Genomic DNA, 16581 nt, shown 5'->3' on the forward strand with positions numbered 1-16581 from the left:
CCGTGGCCTGTCCGGTACATGACCTCCTGCACGGTCGGCGGTGGCCTGTCCGGTCGCGTTTGCGCCCAGGGCCTCAGGGAAGGCAGAGGTCGAACCCCGATTCGAGGAGGACCCGATGAGCGACTTCATGGACAAGGCCAAGGACCTCGCCGACAAGCACGACAAGCAGGTCGACCAGGGGGTGGAGAAGGGCGGCGACATGGTCGACCAGCGCACCGGCGGGAAGTACGACGACCAGATCGACAAGGGCGTCGACCAGGCCCAGACCCGTACGGGCGAGGGGGACCAGGTCCGCTGACCTCCTCGGTCCGCTCCCGGGTCGCCGTGCGGCGGCCCGGGAGCGATGTTTCCGATGGATCGACGCCCACCGCTAGCCAAGCATCGACCACTCTCGCTACTATCCGCAGTCGGAACATGACTCACCGTCGAGTCGCTCCCGGCCGGACCGGCGCCCCTGCGGGCGCCGCGACGAGAGGAAGTCAGCCGGTGACCGAGGCACCCGAGACGACCGCCCCCCAGCGCTATCCGTTCAGCGACCCCGACCGGCTCAACCTCGACCCGCGCTACGCCCGGCTGCGCCGGGACGAACCGCTCACCCGGATCCGGCTGCCCTTCGGGGAACCGGCCTGGCTCGCCACCCGGCACGCCGACGTGCGGACCGTGCTCGGCGACCCCCGGTTCAGCCGGGCCGCCTCCATGGGCCGGGACGAGCCCCGCAACACGCCACGGCAGCAGGACACCGGGATCCTGGGCATGGACCCGCCGGAGCACACCCGGCTGCGTCGGCTGGTGGCGAAGGCGTTCACCGCCCGCCGGGTGGAGCAGCTGCGCCCCCGCACGAGGCAGGTGGCCGACGAGCTGGTCGACGGCATGCTCGCCGCCGGCCCCCCGGCCGACCTGGTCGAGCACCTGGCCACCCCGCTGCCGATCCGGGTCATCTGCGACCTGCTCGGCGTGCCCGTGGCCGACCAGGACCGCTTCCACACCTGGTCCGAGGCGATCGTGTCGACCACCTCGCTCTCGCCCGAACAGGCCCAGCAGTACATCGACAACCTGTTCGCGTACATGGGGGAGCTGATCGCTCGGCGGCACCGCGAGCCCACCGACGACCTGCTCGGCGCGATGGTCCGGGCCCGGGACGCCGATGACCGGCTCGCGGCGGACGAGGTCGTACGGCTGGCCGCCGGGCTGCTCGCCGCCGGGCACGAGACGACCGTGACCCAGATCCCCAACTTCGTGTACGTGCTGCTGACTCATTCCGAGGAGTGGGCCCGGCTGCGGGCGGAGCCGGCGCTGGTGCCGAGCGCCGTCGAGGAGTTGATGCGCTTCGTCCCGCTCGGCGCGTCCTCGGCCTTCGCCCGCTACGCCCTCGAGGACGTCGAACTCGGCGGCGTGCTGGTGCGTGCCGGCGAGCCGGTGGTGGTGTCGATCCCGTCGGCCAACCGGGACGAGACGGTCTTCGCCGAGCCGGACCGGCTCGACCTGACCCGGCAGGTCAACCCTCACCTCGGCTTCGGGCACGGCGTGCACCACTGCGTCGGCGCGCAGCTCGCCCGGATGGAGCTCCAGGTCGTCCTGGAGACCCTGATCGCCCGCACGCCCGGCCTGCGTCTGGCGGTGCCCGAGTCGGAGTTGACCTGGAAGAGCGGCCTGCTGGTGCGGGGCCTGGTCGCCATGCCGGTGAGCTGGTGACGCGGATGAGCGGGCCGGACGAGCAGTGGCGCGTGCATGTGGACCGGGCCCGGTGCATCGGATCGGGGATCTGCGCGGGCACCGCGCCGGGGCACTTCGTGCTGGTGGACGGGCTGTCCCACCCGCTGGCCGAACGGGTCGCGCCCGACGACGCGCTGGTGGACGCCGCGGACTCGTGCCCGATGGAGGCGGTCATCGTGTCCGAGGTGGACAGCCTGCGCCGGATCGCACCGGAGCCGTGAGCCGGGCCGACGTGCTGCGGTCCGTGGGCCGGGTCGACGTGCCGTGGCCCGTGGGCCGGGTCGACGTGCCGTGGCCCGTGGGCCGGGTCGACGTGCTGCGGTCCGTGGGCCGGGGCGGACGTCGGAGACGTCTTCGGCCGCCGGCCGGATTCGCCGGGCCGGTGAGACGCCGGTGGCCACGCCCCGGGCGGGGCGTGGCCACCGATCGGCGCGACGGGGTCAGTGCTTCTCGCGCAGCTCCGCCATCGACGTGGGCCGGCCGCTGAGCGCGTCCCGCAGCCGGTCCACCAGGCCGGCGCCGGGGTTGAGCAGCTTGTTCGCCGGCGGGCGGTCCGGCGCGGCCGGGTGCGGCCGGGTCGGCGCCGACTTCTTGGCGGCCGCCACCTTTCCGGCCAGCTCGACCAGCTCCTCGCGGGCCACGGCGGCCCGCAGGCGGGGGAAGAGGTCCGACTCCTCGTCCTGCACGTGGTGCCGGATCGTGCTGGTCAGGTGGGCCAGCGCCTCGTCGAAGCGCGGCTCGGACGGGTCGAGCGCCTCCAGCTCCTTGAGGGTCCGCTCGGCGTCGGCGTGCTCGGAGATCTCGTGCTCGGCGATCTGGTCGCCGTCCGGCAGCGCCTTGCGGGCGGTCGGGTAGACGTACATCTCCTCGGCGACCGCGTGGCGGACCAACTCCGCGATCACCACGTCGGCCAGCTGCCGGCGGTGCTCGGGGGTGCCCCGCCGGCTCTCCAGCTCCACGAAGAGCGCCTCGACCTCGCGGTGGTCGGCGGTCAGGACGTCGACGACGTCCTGACCGGTGACGTTGTGTGTGTCGGTCATGTCTGCCCCTTACCGGTTGCGGAACGGTCGGCTGTTGGCCCCTGGTACCCGCGAGCCGCCGGCCGAACCACCGAGGATGCGCGAAGGGCCGGTCCCCCCGCACGGGGAGACCGGCCCTCGCCGGTGCGTCGGATCAGGACGAGTAGCCGCGCTCGGCGATCCAGTTGGCGACCTTCTCCAGGGTCATCCAGTACTCGGCCTCGGGAGAGGCCGGGTCGGCGATCCGGATCAGGTCACCGCCGTCCTGGTAGCCCACCAGGGTCAGGTAGTGCCCGCCCTCGTACGACTGCGGGTGGCCGTCGGTGTCGACCGCGGTGCCCTTGACGTTGGCCACCACCGGGCGGCCCTCGTCCAGGGCGGCGACCACGTCGGCGCGCAGCCGGTCGATCTCCTCCGGCTTGGCCACCGAGTCCGGGATCTCGGTCGTCTCGTACCCGCCACCGGTCAGCTCGTTGAGCACCCGGGTGGTGTCCAGGGCCGAGTCGGTGCCGGCCTCGGTGGTGCCCAGCATCTTCGCGAGCTCGTCCTGCGAGAGGACCTTGCCCTGCGCCGACAGGGCGATCCGGGTCGCGGCCGGACCGCAGTAGTAGAAGTTGGGCTGCGCCTGGTACTCGATGCCCACCGTGCGCTCGGCCCGCTTGTCGGCGCGCCCGCCCTTGTCCGGGCGGCCACCCTTGTCGGCCTGGTCCGCGCGCCCGCCCTTGTCGGCGTGCACCGAGGCGACCGGGGTGGACGCCGCCGGTGCGGCCTGGGCGGCCGCCGCCGGTCCGGCGATGCACCCGCCGGCCACCAGCAGGCCGGCGACGGAGAGACCGCTCTTCTTGATGATCGGCTTCATGGTCGGGCTCCAATCGGGGGTTTGACGCCTCCGGGAAGGGAGGCGCAAGCACCGGGAAAGGCGCTCGGCGGAAGGGGATTCGACGGCCCGGAGCACGCGTCGTCCCGAGGACGTGCCACGGAACCGAGCGTCTGCTCACCGGGCGTTCCGGGCCCACGGCCGGGGGTACCGGCCGCACGAAGAGATGCAACGGCGCCACGCGCGGCAGGATTCCGGCGTACGGATGCCGCTCGTCACAGACGTTTACGGGCGGTGGCCCTGTTGGTCCCGGGGTGCGGCGGCGAACCGGTCAGCGGGTCACAAACTGCCCAACAGGCGCGTCACGGCGATCTCGATGACCACCCGGTCCGGATTGGGGCGTGGCGTCCGGTAGCGGTCGGCGTAGCGGCGCTCGGCCTCGGCCACGGCTGCCGGGTCGGAGCGGACGACCGCCCGCCCCTCGATGGTGAGCCAGCGCCGGCCGTCGACATGACAGACGGCCACGGGGGCGCCCACGGGGCCGGCGGCAGCGACGTGTCGCGCCTTGCGGGACGTGCTGCTGGTGATCACGCGGGCCAGGCCCGCCGCCGCGTCGAAGGTGACCCCGACCGGCACGACGTGCGGGGTGCCGTCCGCGCGCAGGGTGGTCAACGTGGCCAGGTGTCGTTCCCGGCAGAACGCGGCGACCCGCTCGTCGTGCGGTGCCAACCGATGGTCGCCGGGCATGTCCGTCCCCTGTCTCGCGGTGCCGACCCGATCATGGCCTGCCCGGTCACGGCACCCGACGGTGGGCCCGGTCCGGTTGGGGCGGGGTGTCCGGTCCGCCGGGCAGCGGGGGACTCCCGGCGCGCCGCCGCTGGACCAGCCGGCCGAGGTAGATCAGCGCGCCGGTCAGCACCGCCATGTCGTCCAGATAGATCGGGTCGGGCAGCACGTCGACCGGAAGCACGGTGTAGAGCAGTGCCCCGTAGAAGGCGAGCTTGCCCTTCACCCCGAGCGTGCCGAGCAGCCGGCGGGTGCGGATCACGCGGACGGCCAGCAGCACCGCCCCGACCAACGTCGCGAGCGCCACGACGCCGACGAGGATCCACGCCTCCCTGGACATATGGTCACGCTAGCCCAGCCGGGCCACCTCCGCCCGGAACCGTCGGCCGGCCGCGCCGCCCCGGTCAGTACGCGGCGACGGCCGCCCGCCCCCGGGCCGCCGACGCGGCCTCCCGGCCGGACACCGCCGGCAGTTCCCGGGTCTGCTCCACCGTCCCCTCGATCAGCGGCAGCAACGACTGCGACTCCTCGGGGCCGCGGTTGACCGCGGCGAACGCCTCGTCCCGCAGGCTGCGCGCCGACTCGGCGGCGAGTTCCGCGGCCCGCCACGCGGCCTGCTCCCGCTCCCGCGCGGCCTGCTGCCGGGCGAACAGGTTGTCCCGTACCGCCCGGCGCAGCACCAGCTCCTGCTCGATCGGGTGCAGCCGCGGGTCCCACCCGTTCCGGTGCGCGAAGACGTCGCTGAGCTGCTCATCCGACAGCTCCTCGCGCCGGTGCGCGTCCAGCGCGGCCCGGTGCAGGAAGCGCTCCCGCTCGGCGTACTCGGCCGGGGTGCGGGGGGTGGTCGGCAGGGGCATCGCCTCGGCGGTCGCCAGCCGGCGGACGTCCGCCTCGGCGGCCTCGTACGCCTGCCAGGCCGCCTCGACCGCCTCCTGCGCGGTCACCCACTCGGTGCGCAGCCGGGCGGCGGTGGTGGCGGCCCGTTCGGCGGCCACCGCGACCTCCTCCGCGTACCGGGACCGTTCGCGCTGCTCCTCGGCCCGTTCCAGTTCGCTCGGCATCGCCGCACGGCGGATCCGGGCACCGGCGTCGAAGTGGAGCCGGCCCGGCCGTAGCAACAGGCCGGCGACGGTGACGGCGACGACGCCGAGCAGGCTCAGCCAGATCACGGCGGCACGCGGCACATCGAGCAGGACGGAGGAGAGCACGGTCTGCATGGTCAGCACCTCGCGGTCGATCGACGGAAATCGACGTTGGTCGTGCCCGGCGGGCGGGCGGGTGGGCATCGTGGACGCTTGCGGCGTACCGCGGCAGGTGGTCGTCTCAGGCGGGCCGGGAACGGTCGGACGGACCGGGCCGAGGCGGGTAGGGCCGGGGTGGCCTGCCGGCCAACGCGGTGGGCGGGCGGGAGCCCCTGGCGGCCGGAGTGCCGAAAGGCGGCCCGGTCGGACGGCCGCGTGCGGCGGGAGGAGGTCCGCTGCGGCGGCCGGTCGCCTCGGGACGTGGCCGACCGGTCAGGCGGTCGGCGGACCGCGCCGGGTGGGGACGCCCCGACCGGGGCCGCGGGTCGGCACGTCCAGGCGGACGACCGACACGACCGGGGTCACGGCCCGGCGGACGGCCGGCGGGGCCGCGTCGACCGTCCGCTCGGCAGCCGGCTCCCGGCGCGGCAGCGGCCGGTCGACCGGGGCGATCGCGGCGACCGGTGCGTTCGCGGCGACGGGTGCGCTCGCGGCCGGGCCGAGGGTGGGGACGGACAGTGCCGGTGCGGCGGTCACGCCGCCGAGGCCGACGGCGAGCACCAGCGCGGCGACGGCCAGCCGGGTCAGCTCGCGCAGTGAGCGCAGCGTGGCCGACCAGAACGGGTCGGTGGACGCTACGGACGGCACCCGTCCAACCTATCGCTCCTGCGCGGCCCGCGCAGCGCGGCGGCGGTGTCGGACCGAGTGAGCGCGACCACGCCGTCCGGGGTGGACCCTGTCTCGTTCGGCGGGAGTGGCGGTGGCGTCCGGCCGGGTGGCCGCCAGCGGCCGTCCGACATGGACGCTGCCCGGTTCGGCGCGAGCGGCGCGGCTGTCTTTCCCGCCGTCCCGGTCCACGGCAACAGCAATTTCCTTCGTCTCGGACTCGCGGCCGAGCCGGGCCGCAGCCGGGGCCGACCCGCAGATCACCGACATCATGATTGACTGGGTGCGGGATTTGCGGTTCTACCGGAAGCCACCGGAGAACAAGCGACGTTAGGGTTGCGCTGATGTGGTTGTCGTGGGTCTTCGTGGCGTCACTCCTGGCGGTGACGGTGGGCCTCCTGCTCGGCATGTTCGAGCGGCTCCGCCCCTCGGTCGCGCTGAAGCGGGCGTTCCACGTGCTCGTCCTGGCCGGCGGCGTGCTGATGCTGCCGGTTTTCGTCGTCGCCGCGTTGGACGAGCCGGTGAACTGGATCTGGGCCGCGCTGGTGGCCGGGCTCCTTGCCCCGACGCCGTGGATGTTGCGGGACAAGTCCCGGTCACGGTCCTGATCCGACCGTCTGGGGCGACCGACACCGGACCAGTGCTGCGCGCACTGGACGGTGTCCGCTACGGTCTGCGCGAGATCCTGAACGACATCGGTGGCGCGGTGGGCATTGCCCGTGAGAACCCCGTCAGCACCGAGATGAGCAACGCCAAGGCGTGGAACTGACGCGGTCGCCGACGCGGCTCCGGTCCGGTTCGACCGGGTCGGAGCCGCGACGCGTTGTGTGCCGAGAGGTCCTGGGAGAATCATGCGTACGGGGAAGCCTTCGCGGCCGTTGCTCAGGTTGGCCGTCGCCGCGGTGGCGTTGGCCGTCGGCGCCGGGACCGGTCCGCTGGTCGCGCCGGATCCGGCACACGCCAACACCGTGCGCGGCCTCCAGTGGTACCTCGACTTTCTGAAGATCCCCCAGGCCCACAAGATCACCAAGGGTAAGGGCGTCACCGTCGCCGTCATCGACAGCGGCGTCGACGCGACCCTCCCCGACCTGCGCGGCCAGATCCTGCCGGGCAAGGGCGTGGGCAACGCGACCGCGCCCGACGGCCGGCGTGACGACGACAAGGAGAAGGCCCACGGCACGGCGATGTCGGGGATCATCGCCTCGCGCGCAGGTGGCGGCGCGATGCGGCACCTCGGCATCGCGCCGGAGGCCCGGATCCTGCCCGTCGCCCTCGGCCAGCCCTTCGATTCGGGAGATGTCTCGGAAGGCATCCGGTGGGCGGCCGACGCCGGCGCTGACGTGATCAACCTGTCCGTCGGCGCTGACGCGCCGCCCACCCCGGCCGAGGTCGCGGCCGTCCGGTACGCCCTGGACAAGGACGTCGTGCTGGTTTCCTCGGCCGGCAACCGGAAGCAGGGCGCGCGCGGTGTCGGCAGCCCGGCGAACATTCCCGGCGTCATCGCGGTGACCGGCCTGGCGAAGGGCGGCGGATACTTCGCCGAGAGTGTCGGCGGGCCGGAGGCGGTGCTCGCCGCGCCGATGGAGGAGATCATCTCCCCCCGGCCGAAGTCGGTCTCGCACAACGGCTACGGCCTCGGCAGCGGCACCAGCGACGCCGCCGCCATCACGTCCGGTGTGGCGGCGCTGGTCCGCGCGAGGTACCCGGACCTCGACGCGGCCAACGTGGTGAACCGGCTGATCCGCACCGCCCGCGACAGGGGCCCGGCCGGCCGCGACAGCCAGTACGGCTTCGGCGCGGTCGACCCGCTCGCCGCGCTCACCCGGTCCGTGCCGGCTGTGGACGCGCACCCGCTGCTCGCCGGCGCCGCGACCGGTGCCGGCCCGTCCGCCGGCCCCGCCGCGGGCGGGGCCGACCCGGCGGAGGACGACGGGCCGCTGGTGTCGATCAGCATGAAGAAGGGCACCGGTGCCCTGATCCAGGGAGCGATCTGCCTGCTCGTGCCCCTCGCGTCGCTGATCCTCGTGGTCGTGCTGGTGCGCCGGTCCCGGCGAAAGGTGGACGCCGGCCCGCCCGGGTACCCATCGCCCGGTGGCCCGCCCGGCTACCCATCGCCCGGGTATCCACCGCCCGGCCCGCCCGGCTACCCATCGCCCGGGTATCCACCGCCCGGGTACCCACCGCTCGGCGCAGCGGGGACGCCAGCCGGGAACCCGCAGTTCGGCGCGCCGGGACATCCGCCGCTCGGCGGGCCACCGACGGGCATGCCCGTTCCGCCCCAGGCGGGACCCCCACCCGCGTACGGCCCGACGCCCATTGGCGGACCCCACCCGTACGCCGTGCCGCCGGCGCCCCGGACCGGTGCCTGGCCGCCGCCCGGCGCCGCGCCGACGGCACCGCCACCTCCGCCGGCCCCCCGCGGGCACCAGCAGTAGGCCAGCAGCGACAGGTTGATCACGTCAGTGCCGTTCCGCACCGACCACTGGATCACCGCGGCGATGTCCCCGGGCAGGTCCTCGTCGACGGTGGTCCTGGTGTCGGGCAGGACTGCGGCAACCGCACAGAGGACGGCGCGGGCACCGGGCCCGGGACGGCGGGCCGGCTCGGTCCTGCCCGGTCAGAAACTGTCGCGCAGGCGGTGAGCTCACCGTCGCGCGCCGACGGCGGGGCCCGCCGCCTCCCGCCTCAGGTGCGGTCGGCGCTCTCGGCAGCGTCGTCGGTGAAGAGGGCGAGCAGGTCGCCGACCTGCCGGTCGGCCTCGGCGGGGTGCCGGAACCGCCCGGTCGGGTTGAGCGTGTACTCGTTGCGCCGGCCCACCCGGGTGCGGTTCAGGTAGCCGCCGGCCTCCAGGTCGGCGACGATCGCCTGGGCGGCCCGTTCGGTGACGCCCACCTCGTCCGCGACGTCGCGGAGCCGGGCGGTGGGGTTGCGGGCGATGGCGAGCAGCACGTGCCCGTGGTTCGTCAGGAACGTCCAGTTGCGGGTGCTCCCGTGCTCCCCTGTCGTCGCCATGTCGTCATCGTATGGCGCGCCTTTCGGATTTTCCTCCGCGCCCTCGCGCGCAGGGCCCGCACGGCGTCCGCAGCCGGGCGCGGACATATGAAACGCATATCACGCATCCCTTGACGTACCTTCGGGTGCGTGTGAACGTGGGGGCAGCCCGCGCCCGACGTCGGCCGGGGTGACCAGGTCTTTCACGTGAGGTGACGAGGTGGGGGAGATGAGTCGTCCCGGGGCGCCCGGCACTCGTCCGGGCCCGGAGCGGAAGTCCGCGGAGCCGACAACGGCAGACGCCGCAGCGATGCGTGGGGCCTTCGCCACCCCCACCGATCCGGAGCAGGCGCTCGCCGAGTTGCACGCCGGCAACCGGCGGTTCGTGACCGGCACCCCGCGTCACCCGAACCAGGACGCCGGGCACCGCGCCGCGGTCGCGGACGGGCAGCACCCGTTCGCGGTGATCGTCGGCTGCTCCGACTCCCGGCTCGCCGCCGAGATCATCTTCGATCGTGGCCTCGGTGACCTCTTCGTGGTCCGCACCGCCGGCCACACCGTCGGCCCCGAGGTGCTGGGCAGCGTCGAGTACGCGGTGACGGTCCTGCGTACGCCGCTGGTGGTGGTGCTCGGGCACGACTCGTGCGGCGCCGTCCAAGCCGCCCGTACGACGAACGCCACCGGCACGCCCCCGGCCGGGCACCTGCGCGCCGTGGTCGACGCCGTGGTGCCCAGCCTGCGTCGCGCAGCCGCCGAGGGCGTGGACGACATCGACCGCATCGTCGACATCCACATCGGGTGCACCGTCGAGGCGATGCTGGACCGCTCGACCGTGCTCGCCGCCGAGGTGGCCGCCGGGCGCTGCGCCGTGGTCGGCATGTCGTACCGGCTGGCTGCCGGTGAGGCGCGGGTGGTGGCCTCCGTGCCGGCCGACCTGGGCGCGGCCGACGGGGCGCTCGGCCGGGCCGACTCCGACGGCGCTCACGCGGCGTCGCCACCGGCCGTCACCGCTGCCGTCGCCTGACCCGTTTCCCGACCGGCCAGTCTGCTCCCCGGCCGGCCCGGCGGTCCCGCCCGGCCACCCGGCGGTCCCGCCCGGCCGGCCCGGTGCGACGGGGACGAGGGGCCACAGACGCCAGACAGGGCCGCCCCGCAGGCGCGGGGCGGCCCTGTCGCATGGCTGCCGTCAGAGCAGCGACACGTGCACGTGGTCGGTGTGGTTCGACGGGCCGCTGTAGGACTTCCAGCCGGTCGCCGGGAACCAGATCTGCCTGTTCCAGATCACGTAGTAGATGCCGAGCCGGTCGGCGTTACGCACCAGGAACGCGGTCAGGTTGTTGCCGTACATGTAGGTGTCGTCGTTGTGCCAGGGGGAGAAGCCGCTCCGCTGCAGCGACCAGTCGCAGGCCCGGCCCTTCGGATGCTCGTACGGCCCGCCGGAGCGGTAACAGCCGACGAAGCGGTTGAAGCCGGCCCGCTTGACCTCCTTGTACATGTGCAGGGTGCGCGCGGTGATGCAGCCGGAGGTGGTGGGGTCGTTCTCGGTGCAGGACAGAGGCTTCCAGTCGCCGTCGGCCGTACGACCCGGTGCTATCCGGGCCACCGGCGAGGTGGCGACCACCTTGCCGTCGGTCAGCCCTCTGCCGCCGACCAGCGCGAGCGCCTTCTCCGCCTCGCGCTTGCCGCGGGCCATCTCGTTGGTCAGCTTCTGCTGCTCGCGGACCTCGGCGTCGAGCGCCAGCTTGGCCTGCTCGGCGCGGGTCTTGACCGCGTTCACCTCGGCGAGTTTCTTGGCGTTGACCAGGTTCAGCTCGTCGAGGGCGGCGGCGCGCCGGACGAACGAGTCGGGGCTGGGGGTGTCCAGCAGCATCGACACCGCGCCGATCCGGCCGGTCCGGTAGGACTGGGTCGCGATCTGACTGACCTGCGGGGCCAACGCGTCCAGCTCGGCCTGCGCCCGGTCGACCTCCAGGGCCAGCTCGAGCTGTCGCTTCTTCGACTTCTCCAGTTTCGACTTGGCCTGGACGTAGCTGCGGTTCCGCGCCTCGATCAGGTCGTCGAGGAGCTTGGGCTCGTCGTCCCCGTGGCCGGAGGGCTGAGGCGGTGGGGTGGGGGCGGCCGCCGCCGGGAGGGGCCCGGCGAAGACGGCCAGGGCGGCGATCACGGCCACCACAGGTGTCAACCAGCGGTGTAGGGGTGCCGTCACAGTTTTCCCTTCCGTCGACCGCCGACCGGGTTAGCTGACGGGTTCGGGGCGGAAGTGGCCCCTACCGCTGTCGCGGATTCACCCCACGTGCCTGGGTCCCCGGCTCGCCTGGCGGCGATTGGGCGGCGGCACCGCAGGCGCCGCTGCGCGCCTTCGGCGGTGACCGGCAGCGAGGTTACCCGAGAGTCCTCCTGGGGATCTACGTCCCTAAGCCGACTAAATGCGTTATTTCGTAGCGGCGGAGGGTGACCAGTGACGCGTTTATCAGGCGGGACGTCCTGATCGGTCACGCTGAGGAGTGTCACCATGCGGTGTCCGTTCTCCCGTCTCGGTCGGGCCATCCGGCGGGGGCGGCGGAGGGGGTGTTCCCGCGCGGGCCGCTGAGGGCCTCCAGCGCCTCGGACCGGTCCGTCGCCGGCCGGGGCGCCGGCGGGGTCGGGGGTGCGCCGCCGTCGGCGGAGTCGCCACCCCGCCGGCCGGCCCCGGTCACCACGGCCGCGAGCCCGGTGGTGAGCGGCACGGCGGCGATCAGGCCCAGGGTGGCGACCGCGCTGCGGACGATCTCCTGGGCCAGGAACTCGCTGGTCAGGATCTGGCTCACCGCCCGCGAGTCGGCGGTCAACAGGAGCAGCACCGGCAACGAGGCCCCGGCGTACGCCAGCACGATGGTGTTCACCGTCGAGGCGATGTGCGCACGGCCGACCCGGGTGGCCGCCCGGTAGAGCTGCATCCGGGACAGCGCGGGGTTGGCGTGGGCCAGCTCGGTGACCGTCGCGGCCTGCGTCACCGTGACGTCGTCGAGCACGCCGAGCGAGCCGATGATGATGCCGGCGAGCAGCAGGCCGTGCAGGTCGACGTCGGCCTGGAACATCGACAGCGTGGTGGCGTCCTCGGTGCCGAAGCCGGTCAGGTGGGTCGCCGCGGTGGCGATCGTGCCGAGCACCCCGGTCAGCACCAGGCTGCCCAGCGTGCCGAGCACGGCGACCGAGGTCTGCGCGGTCACCCCGTGTGTGAGGTAGAGCACCACGAACATGATCAGTGCCGCGCCGACGACCGCGACCAGCAGCGGCGGGCTGCCGGCGCTGATGCCGGGCAGCACGAAGGTCAGCAGGATGGCGAAGCTCGCCCCCAGGCCGGCCAGCGCCGCGAGCCCGCGCCACCGCCCGAACGCGACGATCGCGGCGGCGAACAGCACCACCAGCCAGAGCAGCGGCTTGCCGCGCTGGTGCTCGGCGATGTTGTAGGAGCTCGCCGAGGGGTCCGCGGGATCGGTGAGCTGGACCAGGATGATCTCGTCGCCGACCGCGACCCTCGGCGCCCCCGGCCCGGCCGGCACCGGCGTCTCCACCTGCTGGCCGGCGTCGGGGCCGTCGTCGACCCGTACGGTCACGGTGCCGCAGGGGCCCTCCGCGGCGCCCGGGGTGCCCTCCGGCGCCTCCGGGGTGGGCGGGCACGGTTCGGTCACCACCCGGGTCACCGTGCCGTGCTGGCGGGGCGGATCGGTGCCGGGCGCGGCGTCCGGGGCGTCCCACGGCCAGAGCGCCAGGGCCGCGATCACGGTGGCGACGAACAGGGGCACCACCGTCGCGACGAGGATCCGTCGCACCCTCGGCGGGGCGGACGGTGCGGGACGGCTGTGGTCGGCGCCCATCGAGTGTCTCCCAACGAATCCAGGGCGGGGTACGTGCCGGCGGCCCGGTCGGTTCAGCGTGCCCGGGCAACCGCGGAGGCGGGTCGCCGCCGGGTGGCGGGGTGGTCACGCACCGCGATCGTCCGGCCCGACCGGTGGCGGCCGGTCGGTGTCGCCGCCCGGGCGGGGCGGCGGGGCGGGCGGTGCGAGGTGCGGAGGGCCACCGGCCGAATGGTAGCCATCCCGACATCCGGACGCAGGTCGTGAGGGTCGGTGTCGGCCGGCGGGCCGCCCCGTCCGGCCACCGCCATGCCACTGCCGGGGGCCGTCGGGCATCGCCGGTCGACCGTCCCGTGGTGGCCGGCGCGGCGGTCTCGTCGGGGCGGATCGGCCGTAGGGTGCGCCAGTCGGCCCCGGATGCGCACTACGGTGGTGGTTGTGCGGGCGACGGTGACGGCGGGGTGGTGGGCCCGGCTGCTGCTGCTCGTGGGCACGCTGCTCGGTCTGGCCGCGATGCACACCCTCGGCCACGGCTCGCACGCCGCGGGCCACTCCACCGACGCTTCGCATGCCGCAGGCCGTTCCGCCGAGTTTCCCGCCCGCGGCGTCGCCGTGGCGGGTCCGCACGGCGGCGTGTCGCAGGCGCCGCTCCGTCAGGACGCGTCGCTCCACCACGAGACTGCCGCGCCGCTGCGTCAGGATGCCGCCGCGCCGCTGCGTCAGGATGCCGCCGCGCCGCTGCGTCAGGATGCCGCCATCGCGTACGTCGTCCCGGCGGCGCTCGCCGGCGTTGGGGGCTGCCCCGGCGACTGCCCGCACGAGCGGTACCTCCCGTTCGGCGGGACGGGCGGCGAACTGCCCTGGTGGGGAGTGTGCCTGGCGGTGCTGGGCGCGCTCACCGCCCCGCTGCTGCTCGCCGTGCTGCTGCTGGTCGGCGTACGCGCCGCCGGCCCGGCGGGCCGGGCGTCGGGCGGGCCGGCCCGGTCGCCCCGCGCCCCGCCGCCCCAGCCGGTCGGCCTGCGGCTCGCCACGGTCTCGGTGCTGCGCAGATAGGACGCCCGACGCGGCCCGGTCAGCCGGTCCGCGTCCCCGTCGTGCTGCGTACGTTCCGACACCGAAAGGCCCAGACATGACCATTCGTACCATCGTGCGCCGTGCCGCCCTGGCCGGCGCCAGCGTCACCGCCGCCGCCGCCCTCGCCCTGACCGCCTGCGGCGGCGACGGGCACCCGTCCCCGGGCGCGGGGCACGGCACGCCCGCCACCAGCGGGCCGGCGGCCACCGCCTCCGCCGCGGCCGCCTTCAACGACGCCGACGCGATGTTCGCCCAGATGATGATTCCGCACCACCGACAGGCGGTGGAGATGTCGGAGCTGGCCGCGACGCGGGCGGCGGATCCGGAGGTCAAGCGGCTCGCCGAGGAGATCAAGGCCGCCCAGGCACCCGAGATCGCCACCATGAGCGGCTGGTTGGCGGCCTGGGGGCGGCCGGTGCCGTCGCCCGGCGCCGAGATGCCGCACATGGACCACGGCATGCCCGGCATGATGTCCGACGCCGACATGGAGAAGCTGGCGGCGGCCTCCGGGCGGGAGTTCGACCGGCAGTTCCTGACGATGATGATCGCCCATCACGAGGGCGCGGTCACCATGGCCCGGGACGAACTCGCCCGGGGCACGAACGCGGAGGCCAAGGCGCTGGCCCAGCAGATCGTCACCGCCCAGCAGGCCGAGATCGTCACGATGGAGAAGATCCTCGGCCGCCTCTGACCGGGTCGCCCCGGCGCTCGCATCCTGGGGCGCCGGGGCACCGGCCGGGTCAGCCGCGCTTCATCAGGCGGCCGACGGCGGCCATCATCTCGGTGGCCATCTCGTCGGCCCGGCCCTCCGCCGCCCCCTCGTGCATGCAGTGCCGGGCGTGCCCGTCGAGCAGGCCGAGGGCGACCTTGTCCAGGGCGGCCTGGATGGCGGAGATCTGGGTCAGCACGTCGATGCAGTAGCGGTCGTCGTCGACCATCTTCTCGATGCCACGGACCTGCCCCTCGACGCGGCGCAGCCGCGCGAGCAACTGGTCCTTGCTGGCGGTGTAGCCCCGGGTCGGGGCGGGCGTCGGTGTGGTCATGCGATCCAGGATAGCGTACCCCTCGGGGGTATGGTACGGTCGTCCGTGTCCGAGATACCCCCACCGGGTACCGGTACAAGGGGCAGGCATTCGTCTGCCTCCGCATTACCCCCAGGGGGTATATGCTGGAGGCGTCGAGAGGAGAGTTCGATGGTCACCACGACGTACCAGGTGCAGGGCATGACCTGCGGGCACTGCGTCAGCTCCGTCAGCGCCGAGGTCGGCGCCATCCCGGGCGTCAGCGACGTCCAGGTCGACCTCGCCGCCGGGCGGGTCACCGTCACCAGCGAGAGCCCACTGGACACCGACACCGTGCGCGCCGCCGTCGACGAGGCCGGCTACGACCTCGTCGGCGCCTGACGGCGGGCACGGGGAAACCGAGGCACACCATGAACACGGCGACGAAACTGAGCGGTTTCGTCCTCGGTCTCGCGGCGGTCTTCGGCGCGGCGTACGGGGTCGGCCAGGTGGCCGGCCCCGTGGCCCCGGCCGCCGAGACCGGCCACGACGCCGCCGACGGCCACGGGGCCACCGACGGGGCCGGACACGGGGGCGACGAGGGCGGTGCGGCCCACCTGCCCGGTGGACTGCTCGTCTCCGACCGCGGCTACACCCTCCGACCGGTCGACGCCCCGGCTGGGCAGTTCGCCTTCCAGGTCACCGGCCCCGACGGCCGGCCGGTCACCGCGTACGACGTGGCGCATGACAAGCGCATGCACCTGATCGTCGCCCGACGTGACCTCTCCGGCTTCCGGCACGTGCACCCGGAGATGACGCCGGACGGCACCTGGCGGGTCGACTCGCCGCTGGGCGGGCCCGGCGTCTGGCGGGCGTTCGCCGACTTCACGCCCACCGGGGGCGAGGCGCTGACCCTCGGCGTCGACGTGACCGTCCCCGGCGCGCTGACCGAGCGGCCCCTCCCGGCCCCGGCGACCAGCACCACGGTCGACGGCTACACCGTCACCCTCGCCGGCGCCCCGCAGCCCGGCCGCACCGCCGAGCTGACCCTGACCGTCAGCCGCGACGGCTCGCCGGTCACCGACCTGGAGCCCTACCTGGGCGCGTACGGCCACCTGGTGGCGCTGCGCCAGGGCGACCTGGCGTACCTGCACGTGCACCCCGACGGCGAGCCGGGCGACGGGCGGACGAAGCCCGGCCCCGAGGTGAGGTTCCTCGCCGAGGTGCCGTCGGCCGGCGCCTACCGGCTCTACCTCGACTTCAAGCACGGCGGCGTGGTGCGCACCGCCGAATTCACCGTCGTCGCCGGCACCCCGACGGGGCCGGCCACGCCGACCGCGACGGGCACCCCGGCGACGAGCACGCCCGCCGCCACGAGCTCCCCGACCGCCGACGCCAGCCACGGCGCCCCCGGTCACGGGCACAACTGACGGGACC

At 74.3% G+C, this 16581-nt stretch carries 21 protein-coding genes and 1 riboswitch; of the genes, 11 read left to right on the forward strand and 10 right to left on the reverse strand.

Annotated elements, in window-relative coordinates; all coding sequences use genetic code 11:
• Positions 1-115 precede the first annotated feature (115 nt).
• The 3 genes from ACFY23_RS03410 (at position 116) to ACFY23_RS03420 (ending at position 1934) form a co-directional block, all read left to right on the forward strand.
• Positions 116-298 carry an antitoxin gene (locus tag ACFY23_RS03410; RefSeq protein WP_350684793.1) on the forward strand — a complete coding sequence of 61 codons (183 nt, stop codon included), beginning with the start codon at positions 116-118 and terminating at the stop codon, positions 296-298.
• A 188-nt stretch (positions 299-486) separates the two neighbouring features.
• Positions 487-1692, forward strand: a complete 1206-nt coding sequence (locus ACFY23_RS03415) for a cytochrome P450 (protein WP_350684794.1) — start codon at positions 487-489, stop codon at positions 1690-1692.
• 5 nt (positions 1693-1697) lie between these two features.
• Positions 1698-1934 (forward strand): ferredoxin, encoded by a 237-nt coding sequence (locus ACFY23_RS03420; protein WP_350684795.1) that lies wholly within the window; start codon positions 1698-1700, stop codon positions 1932-1934.
• A 219-nt stretch (positions 1935-2153) separates the two neighbouring features.
• On the opposite strand, the gene ACFY23_RS03425 is transcribed toward ACFY23_RS03420, so the two are convergent.
• The 6 genes from ACFY23_RS03425 to ACFY23_RS03450 all read right to left on the reverse strand — a co-directional run bounded on the left by ACFY23_RS03425 (position 2154) and on the right by ACFY23_RS03450 (position 6224).
• Entirely contained in the window at positions 2154-2753 is a 600-nt protein-coding gene (locus ACFY23_RS03425) for a hemerythrin domain-containing protein (RefSeq protein WP_350684796.1), read from the reverse strand.
• A gap of 133 nt (positions 2754-2886) precedes the next feature.
• Entirely contained in the window at positions 2887-3591 is a 705-nt protein-coding gene (locus tag ACFY23_RS03430; RefSeq protein ID WP_350684797.1) for a C39 family peptidase, read from the reverse strand.
• Between the two features lie 297 nt (positions 3592-3888).
• Entirely contained in the window at positions 3889-4296 is a 408-nt protein-coding gene (locus ACFY23_RS03435; protein ID WP_350684798.1) for a TIGR03618 family F420-dependent PPOX class oxidoreductase, read from the reverse strand.
• A gap of 46 nt (positions 4297-4342) precedes the next feature.
• The gene (locus tag ACFY23_RS03440) at positions 4343-4675 is read right to left on the reverse strand and encodes a YkvA family protein (RefSeq protein ID WP_350684799.1); all 333 of its coding nucleotides are present in this window, start codon (positions 4673-4675) and stop codon (positions 4343-4345) included.
• A 64-nt stretch (positions 4676-4739) separates the two neighbouring features.
• Positions 4740-5621, reverse strand: a complete 882-nt coding sequence (locus ACFY23_RS03445; RefSeq protein WP_350684800.1) for a hypothetical protein — start codon at positions 5619-5621, stop codon at positions 4740-4742.
• 228 nt (positions 5622-5849) lie between these two features.
• Positions 5850-6224 carry a hypothetical protein gene (locus ACFY23_RS03450; protein ID WP_350684801.1) on the reverse strand — a complete coding sequence of 125 codons (375 nt, stop codon included), beginning with the start codon at positions 6222-6224 and terminating at the stop codon, positions 5850-5852.
• A gap of 362 nt (positions 6225-6586) precedes the next feature.
• Here ACFY23_RS03450 and ACFY23_RS03455 point away from each other — a divergent pair, with 362 nt between their 5' ends.
• From ACFY23_RS03455 to ACFY23_RS03465, 3 genes are all read left to right on the forward strand, one after another.
• Positions 6587-6850: a hypothetical protein gene (locus tag ACFY23_RS03455; RefSeq protein ID WP_350684802.1), complete on the forward strand. Its 264-nt coding sequence runs from the start codon at positions 6587-6589 to the stop codon at positions 6848-6850.
• A gap of 32 nt (positions 6851-6882) precedes the next feature.
• Positions 6883-7011, forward strand: coding sequence for a hypothetical protein (locus ACFY23_RS03460; protein ID WP_350684803.1), 129 nt, complete (start codon positions 6883-6885; stop codon positions 7009-7011).
• A gap of 109 nt (positions 7012-7120) precedes the next feature.
• Positions 7121-8677, forward strand: a complete 1557-nt coding sequence (locus ACFY23_RS03465) for a S8 family serine peptidase (RefSeq protein ID WP_350818894.1) — start codon at positions 7121-7123, stop codon at positions 8675-8677.
• 250 nt (positions 8678-8927) lie between these two features.
• On the opposite strand, the gene ACFY23_RS03470 is transcribed toward ACFY23_RS03465, so the two are convergent.
• The gene (locus ACFY23_RS03470; protein ID WP_350681160.1) at positions 8928-9254 is read right to left on the reverse strand and encodes a MarR family winged helix-turn-helix transcriptional regulator; all 327 of its coding nucleotides are present in this window, start codon (positions 9252-9254) and stop codon (positions 8928-8930) included.
• 208 nt (positions 9255-9462) lie between these two features.
• Here ACFY23_RS03470 and ACFY23_RS03475 point away from each other — a divergent pair, with 208 nt between their 5' ends.
• Positions 9463-10257 carry a carbonic anhydrase gene (locus tag ACFY23_RS03475; protein ID WP_350681158.1) on the forward strand — a complete coding sequence of 265 codons (795 nt, stop codon included), beginning with the start codon at positions 9463-9465 and terminating at the stop codon, positions 10255-10257.
• 162 nt (positions 10258-10419) lie between these two features.
• Here the strand turns inward: ACFY23_RS03475 and ACFY23_RS03480 are convergent, their stop codons facing one another.
• Entirely contained in the window at positions 10420-11439 is a 1020-nt protein-coding gene (locus ACFY23_RS03480; protein WP_350681156.1) for a hypothetical protein, read from the reverse strand.
• A gap of 3 nt (positions 11440-11442) precedes the next feature.
• Positions 11443-11574: riboswitch (cyclic di-AMP (ydaO/yuaA leader) on the reverse strand.
• Between the two features lie 166 nt (positions 11575-11740).
• The gene (locus tag ACFY23_RS03485; protein WP_350681154.1) at positions 11741-13090 is read right to left on the reverse strand and encodes a YibE/F family protein; all 1350 of its coding nucleotides are present in this window, start codon (positions 13088-13090) and stop codon (positions 11741-11743) included.
• 417 nt (positions 13091-13507) lie between these two features.
• Here ACFY23_RS03485 and ACFY23_RS03490 point away from each other — a divergent pair, with 417 nt between their 5' ends.
• Positions 13508-14122 (forward strand): hypothetical protein, encoded by a 615-nt coding sequence (locus ACFY23_RS03490; RefSeq protein WP_350681152.1) that lies wholly within the window; start codon positions 13508-13510, stop codon positions 14120-14122.
• Between the two features lie 76 nt (positions 14123-14198).
• Complete coding sequence (locus ACFY23_RS03495; RefSeq protein ID WP_350681150.1) at positions 14199-14834, forward strand: DUF305 domain-containing protein; 636 nt, start codon at positions 14199-14201, stop codon at positions 14832-14834.
• A 49-nt stretch (positions 14835-14883) separates the two neighbouring features.
• On the opposite strand, the gene ACFY23_RS03500 is transcribed toward ACFY23_RS03495, so the two are convergent.
• Entirely contained in the window at positions 14884-15186 is a 303-nt protein-coding gene (locus ACFY23_RS03500; RefSeq protein ID WP_350681148.1) for a metal-sensitive transcriptional regulator, read from the reverse strand.
• A 150-nt stretch (positions 15187-15336) separates the two neighbouring features.
• On the opposite strand from ACFY23_RS03500, the gene ACFY23_RS03505 reads away from it, so the two are divergent.
• On the forward strand, positions 15337-15546 hold the full coding sequence (locus tag ACFY23_RS03505) for a copper ion binding protein (RefSeq protein WP_350681146.1): 210 nt from the start codon (positions 15337-15339) through the stop codon (positions 15544-15546).
• 29 nt (positions 15547-15575) lie between these two features.
• A complete protein-coding gene (locus ACFY23_RS03510) occupies positions 15576-16574 on the forward strand; it encodes a hypothetical protein (protein WP_350681144.1) in 999 nt (332 codons plus the stop codon).
• The last annotated feature ends 7 nt before the right edge of the window (positions 16575-16581 follow it).

The sequence above is a fragment of the Micromonospora sp. NPDC000121 genome, assembly GCF_042899165.1.
In the GTDB taxonomy this organism is placed as follows: domain Bacteria; phylum Actinomycetota; class Actinomycetes; order Mycobacteriales; family Micromonosporaceae; genus Micromonospora.